The organism is Mycobacterium sp., from assembly GCF_032161845.1.
Lineage (GTDB): Bacteria > Actinomycetota > Actinomycetes > Mycobacteriales > Mycobacteriaceae > Mycobacterium.
The window spans coordinates 24,258-40,059 of record NZ_JAVRQA010000048.1 but is presented as its reverse complement, the minus strand read 5'-3'; the positions used below and the strand labels follow the sequence as shown (position 1 = coordinate 40,059).

Sequence of the window (15,802 nt, the reverse complement as noted above, 5' to 3'; positions counted from 1 at the left end):
ATGCACGAGGGCGTCACTGACGTCGGCGGGTGTGGACTCGCGTGACTGCAACGCCATGCCGATTACCAGCGCGGTCTGCTGCGCCGACGGCAAGTGCACGACCGCGCCGCCGACATTGCCTCGACGGACGGAGACCAGCCCGTCTGTCTCGAGGAGATGGATGGCCTCGCGCACCGCGGGCGGGCTGACCCCGAACTCTCCGAACAGAGTCTCCTGCGAGGGCAGCACGTCGCCCTCCTTCAGTCGGCCAGACAGAATGTCGTCGCGTAGGCGTGAGGCGACCAGTTCCGCGACCCTGGGTTGACGAATGCGCTGGCCGACCACGTCACTGCCCCACGCCTGGTCGGCGGGCGCCGAACTGAGCGCCCGTCAGCTTCTCCGCCGGCAGTGCCACCGTCTCCACCGCACCAACGCACAGCGCCTCGCCGCCAAGCTCCAGCGTCGCGGTCGAAGTGAGTGCGCGTTCGCTCTCGGAACGAACGATTGCGAACCGCAGCTCGGTGAGGATCGGTGTCGGTCGTCGGTATCTGACGTTCAGTGAACGTGTCTTGCCTGACAGCCTGGTCGCGCAATTATGCTGCTGTATAACGCAATCGAAGAACACACCGAGAAAGCCGCCATGGACCAGCCCGGGCGGGCCTTCGTAGACGAGCGGGAACGAGACGCTGCCGGACGCCACGTCGGCATCGATCCGGTCGAACCGGTATTCGGGGAAGCATGGGTTGTATGCGCCGACGTCGAAGGCGTGGTCCAGGTAGAGCCTGCGACTACCGTCCCCGTCGGCACCGATCCTTGGTGCGCTGTCCGGTGGCACGGCGTCGATCAGTTCGTTCTCCCACTCGGCGCACCGGACGAGCATCGCGTCGACTGTCGGGTGGTCGTTCTCGAGGCTGAGCAGCAGTCCGGTCAGTCGGCGCAGGGCCCCCGCGGCCGCGATGGTCTGTGACAACGGCTTCTCGCCGAACCGCGGCGCCTCGGTCACACGTCACCCCCGTTGGTCACCGATCTTCCATCGGCGCGCTTTCCTTGCTAACTTTCACGAGATAGCAATCGTATCGCCTACTGTAGGGTTATCCATAACGAATCGGAAGGGCGGACCCGAGGGTGAGTCAAGAGGACGATTCGCAAGCCGGATCGGATCACGCCGGCGGCTCGGTGACCGTGTCCCGCGACGGGCCCATTCTGCGCCTGGTGCTCGACCGCCCGGAACGGCGTAACTCCCTGAGCCAGACGATGATCGCCAGCCTGGTCGACGCACTCGCCGAAGCCGCCACCGACGACGGATTGCGGGCGATCCACGTCACCGGGTCCGGCGATGACTTCTGCGCGGGCGCGGACTGGGTGGCCACCAACAGCGGCGGCGTCCGCCCACGAACCGGTGATCTGGTTCGACGGATCCCCCTGACCGCGCACCGGGTCATCGAGCTCGTCGGGAACGTCGCACTGCCGGTGGTGTGCACCGTCCGAGGCTGGGCAGTGGGCCTCGGGTGCAACCTGGCCCTGGCCGCCGACTTCACCGTCGCAGCAGACGATGCGGTGTTCTGGGAACCGTTCGTCGAGCGGGGGTTCAGCCCGGACTCGGGCGCATCCTGGCTCCTGCCCCGGCTGGTCGGCCTGGCCAGGGCGAGGCGAATGCTATTGCTCGGCGAAAAGGTCAGCGGAGCGAATGCCGCCGACTGGGGCATGATCCACCAATCGGTCGGCACGGCAGAGGTGGACCGGATCGGCGAGGACCTGTTGAGCCGGTTGGCGTCCGGACCAACGGTGACGATCGGCCTTGCCAAGCAAGCCATCCGGTCAGGCCAGCACGCCACGCTGGAGCAGACGATGACCCAGGAGCTCTACAACCTGGAACTCGCCTGTCGTACAACGGACTTCAAAGAAGGCTTGGCAGCCTTTCGCGAGCGCCGCGCGCCGAACTTTCACGGCCGATGACCGAAGGGACAGCGATGTCGTTCGACACGATCACCTACGAGGTCAGCGGCCACACGGCGACGATCACGCTCAACCGTCCCGATGCGCTCAACGCGCTGAGCCCACCCATGATCACCGAACTGCGCACCGCCTACGACGCCGCGGAGAACGACGACGACGTCTGGCTCTTGATCGTCACCGCCACCGGCCGAGCCTTCTGCACCGGCGCCGACGTCAAGGAGATCCCCGGCGACGGCAAGGTCATCAACGAGCGGCCCTATTTGTCGACCTACGACCAGTGGGAGGCGCCGCAGGAAGGCACGCCGCCGTTCCGACGCATGACCAAGCCGGTATTGGCCGCGATCAACGGAATCTGTTGCGGCGCCGGACTGGACTGGGTCACCACCGGTGACATCGTCATCGCGTCCGAGAAGGCGAACTTCTTCGACCCGCACGTGAGCATCGGCCTGGTCGCGGGGCGAGAGATGGTGCGCCTGGCCAGGGTGCTGCCCCGCAACATCGCGTTGCGTGCCGCACTGGTGGGCAAGCACGAGCGGATCACTGCGCAGCGCGCCTACGACCTCGGCATGATCAGCGAGGTCGTCGAACACGACCGACTCCTCGAACGCGCTCACGAGATCGCCGACATGGTGAACTCCAATGCGCCGTTGGCGGTCCGGGGCACCCGCCTCGCGATTCACAAGTCACTCGACCTACCGCTGCACGAAGCCGAAATCCTCGCCGAGACGTTCCGAGAGCGCGTGCTGCGCACCGAGGATGCCCTGGAGGGGCCGAGGGCATTCGTCGAGAAGCGGACGCCGAACTGGCAGTGCAAGTGACCGCCTTCGAGACCGTCCTGTTCGACGTGAACGAGACCACCCACGTCGCCACCATCACGCTCAACCGGCCCGAACGGCTCAACGCCTTCAATCGGACGATGTGCGAGGAGATGGCCGGCATCTGGCGGATCGTCAAGCTGGACGACCGCGTCAATGCCGTGGTCCTGCGGGCCAGTGGCGACCGAGCCTTCTGCGCGGGTCTGGACGTCACCTCGGCCTACGGCCAGCCCTCGAACGTATGGAACCACGAGGATCCCGGCGAGTTGCTCAGCCCGAAGTGGCAGAAGATGTGGAAGCCCGTGGTGTGCGCCGTTCAGGGCATGTGCACGGCGGGAGCGTTCTACTTCGTCAACGAATCCGACGTCGTGCTCTGCTCCACCGACGCCACGTTCTTCGACTCCCACGTGAGCGCCGGTCTGGTCTCGGCCCTGGAACCCATCGGGCTGATGCGCAGGATCGGACTCGGCGAGACCCTGCGAATGGCGTTGACCGGCAATGACGAACGTGTCGGCGCGCAGACTGCGCTTCGCATCGGCTTGGTCTCCGAGGTGGTCGCCGGAGATGAACTGTGGAACCGAGCCGACGAGATCGCCACGGCGATCGCGGCCCATCCGACCTCGGCGACGCAGGGCACCGTGAAGGCCATCTGGGAATCACTCGACAAGCCGTACCGCGCGGCACTCGACCAGGGCCTGATCTACACCCGTCTCGGGAACCCCCTCGGGCAGGCCGAGCTCGACCCCGAACGGCCGCCGCGGCCGCCGAGGATCCGCTGATGGAGCATCCGCTCAGCCGACGGATCGCCGAGGTGTTGCGGTTGGCGCCCGACTCCCCCGCGATCGAGTTCGAGGGCCGCTGGTGGTCGTGGCGCGACGTCGGCGACCAGGCAAACCGGATCGCGGCGCTCATCGCGGACCACGGCGCGAGCGGCGTGCAGGTGGGAGTTCTGTTGCGCAACAGCCCCGCTCACGTCGCCACCGTTCTCGGTATCGTACTCACCGGCGGCACCCTGGTCGTGATCAATCCGGCGCGGGGCGACGACCGCACCAGGTCCGAGGTCGCTGACCTCGCGCTGCCCATCGTCGTCGGCACCGCGGACGACATCGCCACGATGGTCACGCCATCTGATCGAAGGTCGGTCGTCGCGATCTCGAGCCTCGATGAACCACCCACCTCCACGCTCTGTGCCGCAGCGCCTTCCGACGCCGACCCCTGCGGCGTCGCCGTGCGAATGTTGACCAGCGGTACCACCGGGCCACCGAAGCGGATCGACCTCACCTACGACATGCTCGCCCGCAGCGTGCTCGGCACCGACCCCGCGTCGACCCCGGCACCTACCTCGCCGCGCCACGGCGTCGCCATCGTCAACGCGCCGCTCGTCCACATCGGTGGGGTCTTCCGAGTGCTGCAGTGCGTCACCGAGGCCCGCCCCTTCGTCCTGCTGCCACGCTTCGAACTCGGCAGTTGGATCGAAGCCGTTCGCGCGCACCGGCCCAAGGCCGTGTCGCTGGTGCCCGCCGCGCTGCGGACCGTCCTGCAGTCCGACTTGACTCGCGACGATCTGGTCGGCTTGCGCGCCGTCACCTCGGGAACGGCGCCACTGTCGGCCGACGACGCCGACGCGTTCACCGAGAAGTTCGGTGTCCCCGTTCTGACGTCCTATGCCGCCACCGAATTCGGCGGCGGAGTAGCGGGCTGGACACTGGCCGACCACCGGAGGTTCTGGAAGTCCAAGCGCGGCAGCGTGGGTCGGGCAACCTTGGGTGCACGACTCCGGGTGGTCGACGACCGGGGTGCGGCGCTGCCGACCGGTGAGTCCGGACTGCTCGAGGTGAAGCCGGGCCAGATGCCTGCCGAGACCGACTGGATCCGGACCACCGACGAGGCGTACCTCGACGCCGACGGCTTCCTGTGGATCCTCGGCCGTGCCGATCAGGCGATCATCCGAGGCGGCTTCAAGGTAATGCCCGACGACGTGCGGACGGCACTCGAGAACCATCCCGCCGTGCGGGGTGCGGCGGTCGTCGGACAGCCGGACCAGCGCCTCGGCGAGACCCCGGTGGCGATGGTCGAACTCCGCGATGCCGCCACCGCAGAGGAGCTGATGACGTTCCTGCGCAATCGCCTGGCGCCGTACGAGATACCGACCGCAATCGCCATCGTCGAAGCCATCCCACGGACTCCGTCGGGCAAGGCGGACCTGAGCGACGTCAAACGCCACTTCGCCGACGCGGTGGCCGATGGCAGAGCCGGCCATGCCGGCTGAACGTCCGACCGTCGCCGCAGTCATCAAGCGCCAGTCGCAGCTCCGGAACGCGCACCCACTTCTGGTCTGTGACGAGGAGCGGCTGAGCTATGCGGACGCCGACCGTCTTTCGGCGCGGGCGGCTCGCGGGCTCGTCGCCCTTGGCGTCGGCAAGGGCACCCACGTCGGTCTGCTCCATCCGAACGGTCCCGACTTCGTCGTCGGCTTGCTCGCCGTCGCCAGGATCGGCGCCGTCGCGATCCCGTTCCCCACCTTCGCCACGGCCAGGGAACTCGGCGAGCAACTCGCCGGCTCCGACGTCACCGTCCTGCTGGCCACCCCGTCGTACCGTTCGCACGACTACGAGAGTCGGTGCCGCGAGGTGCTCGGGACCGACCACTTCGGCGTAACGCGGCGGCTGTTCTGCCCTACCGCACCGCAATTGCGTTACGTGGTGTTCGCCCTCGACGACGTGGCTCGGCTCGCCGATACGGTCGACGGGGCTCTGCTGGCCGCAGTGGAGGAGGACGTCGACGGCTCGGACCCACTGGCCATCGTCTACAGCTCGGGATCGACGGGTGCGCCGAAAGGCGCCATCCACACCCACGCCTCGCTACTGACCCATCAGCACAACCTCAACGACGTTCGCGGGCTGTCGTCCGGCGACGTCCTGTTCTGCAATTCGCCGTTCTTCTGGGTGGGCGGGCTTGCCTTCGGCCTGCTCGCGACCATCGTCGCGGGCGCCACCCTGGTCTGCTCGAATGCCGCCGATCCCGCCGACACGCTCGATCTACTCGAGGCGGAGCGCCCCACCGTGACAAACGGGTTCGCCGCAACGGTGGCACACCTCGCCCGCCACGAAAGTTTCCCCACGCGCGACCTTTCGTCGATGCGCCGCGGAAACCTCTACCCGATCATGCCGCCAGACGTCCGCCCGGCGGACCCCGAGCTGCGGCACAACATGCTTGGCATGACCGAAGCCGGCGGCACGCTGCTCATTTGCGGAGACGAATCGGATCAACCCGAATACCGGCGCGGGTCGTTCGGACTCCCGGCACCCGGGTTCGAGGTCGCCATCATCGATCCCGACACGCGGCGCCCAGTCGAGGCGGGCGCCGCGGGCGAACTCCGCATCCGCGGTCCGCATCTGATGCAGCGCTACTACCGACGTAGCCGTGAAGAGAGCTTCGACGCCGACGGGTGGTTCGCGACCGGCGACCTGGCGTGCATGGACGTCGACGGTTTCGTCTACTTCCTTGGGCGGCGGGGGGCGATGAACAAGACCGCAGGGGCGAACGTGTCACCGGCAGAGGTGGAACGGGTCATCGCCGCCGTGACCGGCGGCACGGTCGCCCACGTGGTGGGCATCCCCGATCGCGAACGCGGTGAGGTCGTCGCGGCGGCCGTCGTGGTCGAGGACTCGTCGCCCTTCGACGAGAGCCGTTTGCGCATACTGCTGTCATCGCAATTGTCGGCCTACAAGATTCCCCGCCGGTTCAGGGGTTTGACCGCAGCCGAGGTCCCCTTGCTCGCCAGCGGCAAGGTCGACACCCGCCAGCTCAGGAACATGTTCGATGCCTGACACGGTGGACCGACTGCTGCGACTCCGAGCGTCCGACTATCCCCTCAAACCGGCGGTGATCGACCCGACCACCCGGATCGGCTACGGCGAATTGGATTCCACGACAATGGACCTCGCCGCGACGTTCGTCGAGGCCGGGGTCGGCAAGGGCACCCGGGTCGGCCTGCTCGCACCCAACGGAGTCCGGTGGGTTCAGCTCGCGCTTGCGCTGACCCGGATCGGTGCAGTGCTGGTTCCGCTGAGCACCCTGTTGCAGCCGCGGGAACTGATGGCCCAGCTGCGGGTGGCGTCGGTGACCTACCTGGTGTCCGTCGACGAGTTCCGGGGTCACCGCTATGTCGAGGAGATCCGCACCGAGCTGCGGGTGTCCGATCTGGACCGGTCCGTCGTCCAGCACCCGGAACTACCTGCACTACGCCAGGTTTGGACGTGCGAGGCGTTGACGACGATGCCGGGCGCTCCGAGTTCGGTCGTTCGGGAGCTGGCGGCGGGCGTGTCACCCAGTGATCCGCTCGTCGTCATGTTCACCTCCGGCAGCAGCGGTATGCCGAAGGGCGTCATCCACTCCCATGGCAACGCTCTGAGCGCCGTGCGATCCAGCCTGGAGCCGCGGTGCATCGATGCCGATACCCGGCTGTACCTTCCGATGCCGTTCTTCTGGGTCGGCGGCTTCGGCAGCGGGGTGCTGTCAGTCCTCGTCGCAGGCGCGACCTTGGTCACCGAACCCTCGCCACACCCCGCGGCGACACTCCGGCTGCTCGAACGAGAGCGTGTCACGTTGTTCCGCGGCTGGCCCGACCAGGCCGAAGCACTTGCCAGGGAGGCGAGTTCGATTGGCGCCGACCTCTCTGCCCTTCAGCCGGGAAGTCTGGACGCGTTGCTCGCCCCCGAGCACCGAGGCCGCCCCGGCGCCAGGGTGAACCTGTTCGGCATGACCGAGGCATTCGGGCCGTACTGCGGATATCGTGCCGACACCGACATGCCCGAGTCGGCGTGGGGTAGTTGCGGAAAGCCGTTCCCCGGCATGGAGGTTCGCATCGTCGACGTCGACGACGGGGCACCCGTGGCCGCTGGAACCACCGGGCAGATCCAGATCCGCGGTCCGAACACACTTCGCGGAATCTGCAGGCGCAGCCGGGAAGACCTCTTCACCGTCGACGGCTTCTACCCCACCGGTGACCTCGGTCATCTGGACGACGACGGCTTCCTCTTCTATCACGGCAGGTCCGACGACATGTTCAAGGTCAGCGGTGCCACCGTCTACCCCAGCGAGGTGGAGCGGGCATTGCGCACCATCGACGGCGTCCGCGGTGCCTTCGTGACGAACGTGCCGACGGAACAGGGCGACCGGGTGGGTGCCGTCGTGGTGTGTGACGCGTCGGCAACGCCGGTGGCGGTGCGCGCCGCGGCGAAGGCAGTGCTCAGCGCGTTCAAGGTCCCGACCGTGTGGGTGCTGCTCGATTCCGACGACGCGGTGCCACGCGGCTCGACCGGTAAGGTCGACGTCGGTCGACTTCGGAAGATGCTCAGTGCCAGCGACACGTTGGGGCCGTAGCTCATCACATCGGACAAGCAGAGGGAGCATTGGATGGCGGGTCGGCTCGAGGGCAAGGTGGCGTTCATCACCGGCGCCGCACGGGGGCAGGGGCGCGCGCATGCGGTCCGGATGGCTTCCGAAGGCGCCGACGTCATCGCGGTCGACATCGCGGGCAAACTGCCCGACTGCGTCCCCTACGACTCGGCGACACCGGAACAGCTGGACGAGACGGTGCGTCTGGTGGAGGCCACCGGTCGCCGCATCATCGCCTCCGTGGTCGACACGCGGGACTACGACGGACTACGCGAGGCGGTCGACGCGGCGGTCACCGAACTGGGCCGCCTCGACGTCATCGTGGCCAACGCGGGAATCGCGGTACCACAGGTCTGGAACGAGATCACGCCCGACTCGTTCCGGGACGTGATGGACATCAACGTGACCGGAACGTGGAATTCCGTGATGGCAGGCGCTCAGAAGATCATCGACGGCGGCCGCGGCGGGTCCATCATCCTGATCAGCTCGGCGGCCGGAGTCAAGATGCAGCCGTTCATGATTCACTACACCGCCAGCAAGCACGCGATCACGGGGATGGCCCGGGCCTTCGCCGCCGAACTCGGGAAGCATTCGATCCGGGTGAACAGCGTGCACCCCGGGGCGGTCAACTCCGACATGGGATCCGGCGACATGGTCGGCGCCATCGGCCGGACCATGGAGTCCAACCCCCAGTTGGCCCACATGATCACGCCGTTCCTCCCGACGTGGATGGCCGAGCCGGAAGACATCGCCAACGCGGTGCTCTGGCTCGCCAGCGACGAGTCGAAGCTGGTGACCGCTACCGCGATGTCGATCGACCAGGGCGCGACCCAGTACTGACCTCGGCAGAAGCGAGAACCCGGGTCAGGAACGCGATCTGGTCACCCACCACCTTTTCGAACCAGTCGTGGCCGGGCCAGACGTCGAAGTGGTCGCACGGGTAGTGGTGCACTTCTGCCCTGCCGTGCACCGCCGTCTTGACGACGGAATCGGCTGGCACGTATCGGTCGAAGTCCGCGATCTGCACCAACAGTCGGCTGCGCAATCGCTTGGCCGATGAGGTGGTTCGGATCGAGCCCAATTCGAAACCGACCGCGGCGTCGACCTCGTTGCGCCAGGTGGGACCCGCCATGGCGGTGTAACTCTCGTAAGCGCCGTCCAGCGCAAGCGCCCCTGGTTCGCCCGGTCGCGATACCAACGGCATCAACTTTGGTCTCCCACCGAGGGCCATCGAAATGCGGCTGGCCACTCCCAACGCCAGCCACCGCAAGGCGGTGGATGCGCCGCGCGAGCCCAGCGAGGCGCGACATGCCGCCACCCCACTCGTCAACGGCGTCATCGCGATCACCGCGGCCACGTCGGAACGATCAGCGGCGACGTGGATGACCTGACCGCCCGAAAGCGAGGTACCCCAGATCGCGATCCGGGAAGCGTCCACCCCGGGGAGTGACCTCGCGGCGTCGACCGCGGCGTGGTAGTCCTGCATCTGGCGCTTCATCGAAATCGATTGCCGCGGTTCGCCATCCGATGCACCAAAACCGCGGTAGTCGAAGGCCAGCACGTCGATGCCCGCGGCACCGATGCGTTCGGCGAACCGCTGTAGCCCCGCATCCTTCGTGCCACCGAACCCGTGCCCCATCACGACGATGGGGCGGCCGCCGTGGCCAACGAGACCATCGCCCTGGCCGTGGAAGTGCCAGGCGTGGGCGGCCACGTCGCCGGATCGGAAGGTGACGTCGTCGAAGCTCATGCCGTCCCCCCGAAGATCGTGTTCAACCAGATGGTGGCGGCACCGTCCATCAACTGCTGCCTGCTCAGCGATCCGCCGAGGGTGAGTCGTTCCAGCAGACGATCATTGAACTCCAGCAGTACCGACGCCAGCACCTCGGCGTCCAACCCGTCTGGTGCCCGCCCAGCGGAGCGGTCGGCGCGGATCATCGCGGCGACCGACTCCACGAAGGACTCGCGGGCGGAGTCCCAGATGTCGCGGACCGACGCGTTGGAACCGCGCGCCTCCAGCATGGCGCCGAAGAGGTGGCGATGTGCCTCGCACGTCGAGAACAGCCCCTCGAGCATGGTGTAGATCCGTTGCCGCGGCGGATCCGACGCTGCGGTGAAGGCATCGTTCACGGCGAAGGTGGCGTCCAGGATGCGCTCCATCAGTGCCGCGACGGCCGCGCCCTTGTTCTCGAAGTAGAAGTAGAACGCCGATCGGGTGACGCCCGCCTGCTTGGAGATCTCGGCGATGTTGATGGCGTCCAGACTCGACTCGAGCAGCCAACGATCGAGCGCGTCGAGGATGGCTTCGCGGCGGAGGTCGCTGCGCTGCGGTGGCCGGCGATCGGTCTGCGACCTCACACTCGCGCCAATCGCCGTGCGCGCTTGAGACCCGCGGGCAGTTCGCGGGTCCGTACGTCGTGTTCGTAGTGGAAATAGTCGACTTGTTGGGTATGTCTGGCACTGTCGGTGCAGTGGCCGGTGTAGAGCTTCTGGTCGGCGTCGATGACGCGTTCCATCTCGGCTTCCGAGGGAAGGGCGTAGCGGCCGACGGCGTAGGCGGCGAGCAGCCGCGACTGGCACTCCACGAACGGAAACAGCGTCGGCACCGATTGTGCGAAGCCGACGAACGCCACATCGTCGAACCCTGGCTTGAACATGCGCTTGTAGAGCCGGATCTGATTGCCCGGCGCGCTGATGACATCCCGGTCGAAGAAGGGAAACGTGATGTTGTAGCCGGTGGCGTAGATGATCACGTCGAACTGATCGGCGGTGTCATCGGTGAAGTGCACGGTGTCCCCGTCCAGCCGTGACACGTTGGGTTTGGGGATGACGTCACCGGAGCCGAGCCGCAGTGGCAGTTCGACGGACTGCGTCGGATGTGCTTCGAACAGCTCGTGATTCGGCGCGGGCAGACCATAGTTGCGTGGATCGATACCCATCACCGGTGCGACGAGTTGCAGCGCCTTGCGTTGCCAGGACAGCGGTAGATAGGGCGTGGTGCGCCACAGCGTGTCGCCCGGTTTGCCCGCGAGGTACTTCGGCACGATCCACGCGCTCGACCGAGTCGACAACGTCACGGTGTTCTGCAGCGCCTTCGACGACAACTCGACGGTGATGTCGGCTGCACTGTTGCCGAGGCCCACGACGAGGATGCGCTTGCCCGTCAGTTCCAGCGGCGTCTGAGGATCGACGTAGTGGTGCGAGTGGATCGTCACCCCGTCGAACGTGCCGGGGAAGTCGGGGAACCGCGGGTCCCAGTGATGTCCGTTGGCGACGACCAGAAGCTCGAACGGGCGCGTGGCGCCGCGCTGGTCGGTGATGTCCCAGCCGCCGCCGTCGGCACGTCGCGCGGTGACGACGCCATTTCCGAACTCGATGCCGTCGAGCAGTCCGAATGCGGCGGCGTACTCATCGAGGTAGGCCTTGATATCGGTGTGGTGAGGAAACGTCGGGTAGTGCTCGGGCATCGGAAAGTCCTTGAAGCACAACCGCTGCCGGGACGTATCGATGTGTAGGGACCGATATGCGCTGCTGTGCCCGTTGGGATTGCCGAACGCCCAGTTGCCGCCGATTCGATCGGACGTCTCGAACGTGGTGTACGGGACGCCGTAGTCCTTGAGCGCCTTGCCTGCGGTCAACCCGCTGATGCCCGCACCGATGATGGCGGTGCGTGGGAGAGATCGGTCCACCGTCGGGACGTTAACAGCGGGTTTGACGTACGTCAACGAATTCTGACGTCTGTCAAATGACGGCGCGGTCGCGTTCTCAACGTGTGACGATGACCCCGCGCTCGACGAGGTGCTCGGTCAACGGTGCCACACCGACGGTGAAATGCTCGGCCATCGCCGACCGCGCGCGGCCGGCGTCGCGCCGTTCGAACGCGGCGATGACGCGACGGTGGTCCCTCGTCGACTGCTTCGGCCACCCGGACAGCGTCGGGAAGACAGACTCGGGCGCGTACCGCGTGATGCCCGACATGAACTGGGTGAGCTTCGGCGAGTCGGCGGCCACGTTGATCAACCGGTGGAATTCGTGGTTCAGCCGCACCATGTGGTCGAGGTCGTTGCTGCCGTAGGCCTCTTCCAGCTGGTCCTGGATGGCCCGCAACTCCGAAAGCTGTTCGTCGGTGATGTTCTCGGCGGCTCGCGCCGCGAGTTCACCACCGATGAAGGCCTGCACGTTCGCCACGTCGGCGACGTCCCGCGCCGTCACCTCGAGCACCATGAAGCCTCGGCGCGGCAACAGCTCCAACAGGCCCTCGGCACGCAGATTCAGCAGGGCCTCACGCACGGGTGTCACGCTGACACCGAGTTCGAGCGCGAGTTGGTCGAGTCTCAAGTACTCGCCCGCCGGGTACGTGCCGTTGAAGATCCGCCTCCGCACATAACGCCCGACGTCGTCGGAGAGCTGCGGGCGGGCCGCGAAGTCCGGGTCAGAGTTTGTACTCACGCAACAGACTCTTGCTGATGATCGTCTTCTGAATCTCGCTGGTGCCCTCACCGATCAACAAGAACGGGGCATCGCGCATCAAGCGTTCGATCTCGTACTCCTTGGAGTAGCCGTAGCCACCGTGGATGCGGAAGCTCTGCTCGGTCACCTCCGAGCAGTATTCGCTGGCAAGGTATTTCGCCATCCCTGCCGCGACGTCGTTGCGTTCGCCGGAGTCCTTCAACCGGGCGGCGTTGACCATCATCAGATGGGCCGCCTCGACCTTGGTCGCCATCTCTGCCAATTGAAAGGCGATGGCCTGGTGCTCGGCGATGGGCTTGCCGAACGTCGCGCGCTGCTGCGCGTAGCGGATCGCCAGTTCGAACGCCCGGATGCCCACCCCGCACGCCCTGGCCGACACGTTGACGCGGCCGACCTCGACGCCGTCCATCATCTGGAAGAAGCCCTGCCCCGGCAGTTCACCGAGGACGTCGGCGGCCGGGGCCCGATACCCGTCGAAGATCAGCTCGGTGGTGTCGATGCCCTTGTAGCCGAGCTTGTCGATCTTGCCTGGGATCACCAGTCCTGGAAGTACCTCGCCGAAACCAGCGGGCTTCTCGATCAGGAACGCCGTGAGGTTGCGATGCGGCTTGTCAGCTCCCTCATCGGTTTTCACAAGCGCGGCAACGAGGGTGGAGCTGCCACCGTTGGTCAGCCACATCTTCTGGCCGTTGATCGTGTAGTCGCCGTCGGCGTTGCGCAAGCCCTTCGTGCGGATGGCGGCGACGTCGGAACCCAACTCCGGCTCGGACATCGAGAACGCGCCACGCACCTCGCCCGTCGCCATTCGCGGGAGGAAGCGTTGCTTCTGTTCGTCGGTGCCGTGCTGGCGGATCATGTACGCGACGATGAAGTGCGTGTTGATGACGCCGGAAACGCTCATCCAGCCGCGCGCCAACTCTTCGACGCACAGTGCGTACGTCAGCAGCGACTCCCCCAGCCCGCCGTACTCTGGCGGAATCATCAACCCGAACAGCCCCATCTCCGACATCTGGTCGACGATCGCCTGCGGGTATTCATCCGCGTGCTCGAGTTCCTGGGCGTTCGGGATGACCTCCCTGTCCACGAATTGCCGTACCGTGGCGACGATCTCGGCCTGAACGTCGGTCAGCCCTGCCGTCTGCGCGAGTTTGGTCATGCGGTCACCCTCTCGAACACCGCGGCCAGCCCCTGGCCGCCGCCGATGCACATCGTCTCAAGGCCGTAACGGCCCTCACGCCTGTGCAATTCGCGCGCCAGCGTCGCCAGCATCCGGCCGCCGGTGGCGCTCACGGGATGGCCGAGCGAGATTCCAGAGCCGTGCACGTTGGTGCGCTCCAGATCCGCGGGGGTGAACTTCCACTCCCGCAGCACCGCCAGCGCTTGAGCGGCGAACGCCTCGTTGAGTTCGATGAGGTCGATGTCGGTCAGCGTCAGGCCCGCCTTGGCCAGCGCCAGCTCCGTCGCAGGGACCGGGCCGATCCCCATCACGTTGGGCGCTACGCCAGCGACACCCCAGGACACCAACCGCACCAGCGGCGTCAGCCCCAGCGCGGCGGCCTTCTCCACGGTGGTAACGATGCACATCGAGGCCGCGTCGTTCTGGCCGCTGGCGTTGCCCGCCGTCACGGTGGACTCTGGATCCTGCTTGCCCAGAATGGGTTTGAGCTTGCCCAGTGATTCCACCGAGGTGTCGGCCCGCGGGTGCTCGTCGGTGTCGATCAGCTCATCGCCGGCACGGCTGCTGACCGTCACGGGAATGATCTGGTCGGCAAGCAGCCCATCCTGCTGCGCCGCTATCGCGCGCTGGTGCGACCTGACGGCCAACTCGTCCTGCTCCTCGCGTGAGATTCCGTACTGCCTGCGGAGGTTCTCGGCGGTTTCGATCATGCCGCCCGGCACCGGGTAGTCCCGCCCGCCGGCAGTGGTCCTGCCGCGGTTCAGCGCGTCATGAATCTTCACCCCGCCGCGGGAACCGCCCCAGCGCATGTCGGTCGAGTGGAACACCACGTTGCTCATCGACTCCGCGCCGCCCGCCACGACGAGGTCGTTCTGTCCGGTGGCGACCTGCAGGCAGGCCTGGATGACCGACTGCAGACCCGAACCGCAGCGGCGGTCGAGTTGCATCCCCGGCACGGTCACGGGCAGGCCCGCGTCGAGTGCGACGACACGGCCGATGGCCGGCGCCTCCATGCTCGGATAGCAGTGCCCGAGGATGAGGTCCTCGACGGTATCGGGCACGATGCCCGTGCGCTCGAGCAGTCCCTTGAGCGCCGCCACGCCGAGCTCAACGGCGGTCAGCGACGTGAACATGCCGCCGTAGCGCCCGATCGGGGTGCGGACCGGTTCGCAGATTACGGCTGTCGAAGGTGCGGAGACCATCAGATGTGCCTGCCGCCAGTCACTTCGAGCACGGTGCCGGTCATGTACGACGACAGGTCGGAGGCAAGGAAGAGCGCGACCTTGGCCACTTCCTCGGGCTCGCCGGCACGCGCCATCGGTATCTCGGCCAGCTTGGCGTCCCAGATCCGTTGGGGCATGGCCTCCGTCATCGCCGAGCGGATCAGACCGGGCTGAATCGCGTTGATCCGCACACCGAGGTGCGCGACCTCCTTGGCCGCGGCCTTCGTCAAGCCGACGACGCCAGCCTTGGCTGCGGAGTAATTCGTCTGGCCGAGCAGCCCCACCTTGCCGGAGATGGAGGACATGTTGACGATCGCGCCGCTCTTGTTCTCGCGCATCACTGCCGCCGCCAGCCGGGTGCCGTTCCAGGTGCCCTTGAGGTGCACGGAGATGACCTGATCGAACTGTTCCTCGGTCATCTTGCGCATGGTGGCGTCACGTGTGATGCCCGCGTTGTTCACCATCACGTCGAGGCCACCGAAGGTGTCGACCGCCGCGGCGATCAGGGCCTCGACCTGGGCGGCGTCGGTGACGTCGCAGCGCACCGCAGCCGCCACCTCCCGTCCGCCCAGCTTCTCGGCCGCCGCTTCGGTGGCTGCGAGGTCGAGATCACCGAGCACCACCCGCGCGCCCTCGGCGACGTAGCGCTCGGCGATCGCGTAGCCGATCCCCTGCGCGCCTCCGGTGACCACCGCGGTCCGTCCGTCAAGCAATGGCATGTGATGCTCCTAAGGGGTCCGGTGTGTCCAACATAAAATATGATATTTCTTGTATCAAAGCAT

Annotated in this window: 16 protein-coding genes; 7 read left to right on the top strand and 9 right to left on the bottom strand. The window is 66.7% G+C overall.

Annotated features, from left to right (window positions below; genetic code table 11):
* Both QOD90_RS03030 and QOD90_RS03025 read right to left on the bottom strand, forming a co-directional pair.
* Positions 1–324: FadR/GntR family transcriptional regulator (locus tag QOD90_RS03030; RefSeq protein ID WP_526346532.1), on the bottom strand; the 324-nt coding region annotated here is incomplete at its 3' end.
* 1 nt (position 325) lies between these two features.
* Positions 326–982, bottom strand: coding sequence for a hotdog family protein (locus QOD90_RS03025; protein WP_526346530.1), 657 nt, complete (start codon positions 980–982; stop codon positions 326–328).
* 122 nt (positions 983–1,104) lie between these two features.
* Here QOD90_RS03025 and QOD90_RS03020 point away from each other — a divergent pair, with 122 nt between their 5' ends.
* From QOD90_RS03020 to QOD90_RS02990, 7 genes are read left to right on the top strand one after another with little or no spacing between them, the layout of a single operon-like run.
* Positions 1,105–1,935, top strand: a complete 831-nt coding sequence (locus QOD90_RS03020) for an enoyl-CoA hydratase/isomerase family protein (RefSeq protein WP_526346528.1) — start codon at positions 1,105–1,107, stop codon at positions 1,933–1,935.
* A 14-nt stretch (positions 1,936–1,949) separates the two neighbouring features.
* Positions 1,950–2,753 (top strand): enoyl-CoA hydratase/isomerase family protein, encoded by an 804-nt coding sequence (locus tag QOD90_RS03015; protein WP_526346542.1) that lies wholly within the window; start codon positions 1,950–1,952, stop codon positions 2,751–2,753.
* Positions 2,750–3,529 (top strand): enoyl-CoA hydratase/isomerase family protein, encoded by a 780-nt coding sequence (locus QOD90_RS03010; protein ID WP_526346526.1) that lies wholly within the window; start codon positions 2,750–2,752, stop codon positions 3,527–3,529. The genes QOD90_RS03015 and QOD90_RS03010 overlap by 4 nt, the downstream gene beginning before the upstream one ends.
* A complete protein-coding gene (locus QOD90_RS03005) occupies positions 3,529–5,019 on the top strand; it encodes a class I adenylate-forming enzyme family protein (RefSeq protein WP_526346524.1) in 1,491 nt (496 codons plus the stop codon). Before QOD90_RS03010 ends, QOD90_RS03005 begins: the two co-directional genes overlap by 1 nt.
* Positions 5,009–6,580 (top strand): class I adenylate-forming enzyme family protein, encoded by a 1,572-nt coding sequence (locus tag QOD90_RS03000; protein WP_526346522.1) that lies wholly within the window; start codon positions 5,009–5,011, stop codon positions 6,578–6,580. The genes QOD90_RS03005 and QOD90_RS03000 overlap by 11 nt, the downstream gene beginning before the upstream one ends.
* On the top strand, positions 6,573–8,135 hold the full coding sequence (locus tag QOD90_RS02995; protein ID WP_526346520.1) for a class I adenylate-forming enzyme family protein: 1,563 nt from the start codon (positions 6,573–6,575) through the stop codon (positions 8,133–8,135). The genes QOD90_RS03000 and QOD90_RS02995 overlap by 8 nt, the downstream gene beginning before the upstream one ends.
* Positions 8,136–8,168: 33 nt before the next feature.
* Complete coding sequence (locus tag QOD90_RS02990; RefSeq protein ID WP_526346518.1) at positions 8,169–8,990, top strand: mycofactocin-coupled SDR family oxidoreductase; 822 nt, start codon at positions 8,169–8,171, stop codon at positions 8,988–8,990.
* On the opposite strand, the gene QOD90_RS02985 is transcribed toward QOD90_RS02990, so the two are convergent.
* From QOD90_RS02985 to fabG, 7 genes are all read right to left on the bottom strand, one after another.
* On the bottom strand, positions 8,950–9,900 hold the full coding sequence (locus QOD90_RS02985; protein ID WP_526346516.1) for an alpha/beta hydrolase: 951 nt from the start codon (positions 9,898–9,900) through the stop codon (positions 8,950–8,952). The genes QOD90_RS02990 and QOD90_RS02985 overlap by 41 nt on opposite strands.
* Positions 9,897–10,508 (bottom strand): TetR/AcrR family transcriptional regulator, encoded by a 612-nt coding sequence (locus tag QOD90_RS02980; protein WP_526346514.1) that lies wholly within the window; start codon positions 10,506–10,508, stop codon positions 9,897–9,899. The genes QOD90_RS02985 and QOD90_RS02980 overlap by 4 nt, the downstream gene beginning before the upstream one ends.
* Positions 10,505–11,839, bottom strand: a complete 1,335-nt coding sequence (locus tag QOD90_RS02975; RefSeq protein ID WP_526346512.1) for a flavin-containing monooxygenase — start codon at positions 11,837–11,839, stop codon at positions 10,505–10,507. The genes QOD90_RS02980 and QOD90_RS02975 overlap by 4 nt, the downstream gene beginning before the upstream one ends.
* Before the next feature lie 76 nt (positions 11,840–11,915).
* Positions 11,916–12,599 (bottom strand): GntR family transcriptional regulator, encoded by a 684-nt coding sequence (locus tag QOD90_RS02970; RefSeq protein WP_526346510.1) that lies wholly within the window; start codon positions 12,597–12,599, stop codon positions 11,916–11,918.
* Positions 12,583–13,776 (bottom strand): acyl-CoA dehydrogenase family protein, encoded by a 1,194-nt coding sequence (locus QOD90_RS02965; RefSeq protein WP_526346508.1) that lies wholly within the window; start codon positions 13,774–13,776, stop codon positions 12,583–12,585. Before QOD90_RS02965 ends, QOD90_RS02970 begins: the two co-directional genes overlap by 17 nt.
* Positions 13,773–14,999 (bottom strand): thiolase family protein, encoded by a 1,227-nt coding sequence (locus QOD90_RS02960; protein WP_526346506.1) that lies wholly within the window; start codon positions 14,997–14,999, stop codon positions 13,773–13,775. The genes QOD90_RS02965 and QOD90_RS02960 overlap by 4 nt, the downstream gene beginning before the upstream one ends.
* Positions 14,999–15,739, bottom strand: coding sequence for a 3-oxoacyl-ACP reductase FabG (gene fabG, locus QOD90_RS02955; protein ID WP_526346504.1), 741 nt, complete (start codon positions 15,737–15,739; stop codon positions 14,999–15,001). The genes QOD90_RS02960 and fabG overlap by 1 nt, the downstream gene beginning before the upstream one ends.
* Positions 15,740–15,802 lie beyond the last annotated feature (63 nt).

Excerpts from the sequence above, each read along its gene's own strand:
- QOD90_RS02985 (WP_526346516.1), bottom strand. The coding sequence starts at position 9,900 with ATGAGCTTCGACGACGTCACCTTCCGATCCGGCGACGTGGCCGCCCAC.
- QOD90_RS02965 (WP_526346508.1), bottom strand. The coding sequence starts at position 13,776 with ATGACCAAACTCGCGCAGACGGCAGGGCTGACCGACGTTCAGGCCGAG.
- QOD90_RS02995 (WP_526346520.1), top strand. The coding sequence starts at position 6,573 with ATGCCTGACACGGTGGACCGACTGCTGCGACTCCGAGCGTCCGACTAT.
- QOD90_RS03015 (WP_526346542.1), top strand. The coding sequence starts at position 1,950 with ATGTCGTTCGACACGATCACCTACGAGGTCAGCGGCCACACGGCGACG.
- fabG (WP_526346504.1), bottom strand. The coding sequence starts at position 15,739 with ATGCCATTGCTTGACGGACGGACCGCGGTGGTCACCGGAGGCGCGCAG.
- QOD90_RS03005 (WP_526346524.1), top strand. The coding sequence starts at position 3,529 with ATGGAGCATCCGCTCAGCCGACGGATCGCCGAGGTGTTGCGGTTGGCG.
- QOD90_RS02960 (WP_526346506.1), bottom strand. The coding sequence starts at position 14,999 with ATGGTCTCCGCACCTTCGACAGCCGTAATCTGCGAACCGGTCCGCACC.
- QOD90_RS03000 (WP_526346522.1), top strand. The coding sequence starts at position 5,009 with ATGCCGGCTGAACGTCCGACCGTCGCCGCAGTCATCAAGCGCCAGTCG.
- QOD90_RS02990 (WP_526346518.1), top strand. The coding sequence starts at position 8,169 with ATGGCGGGTCGGCTCGAGGGCAAGGTGGCGTTCATCACCGGCGCCGCA.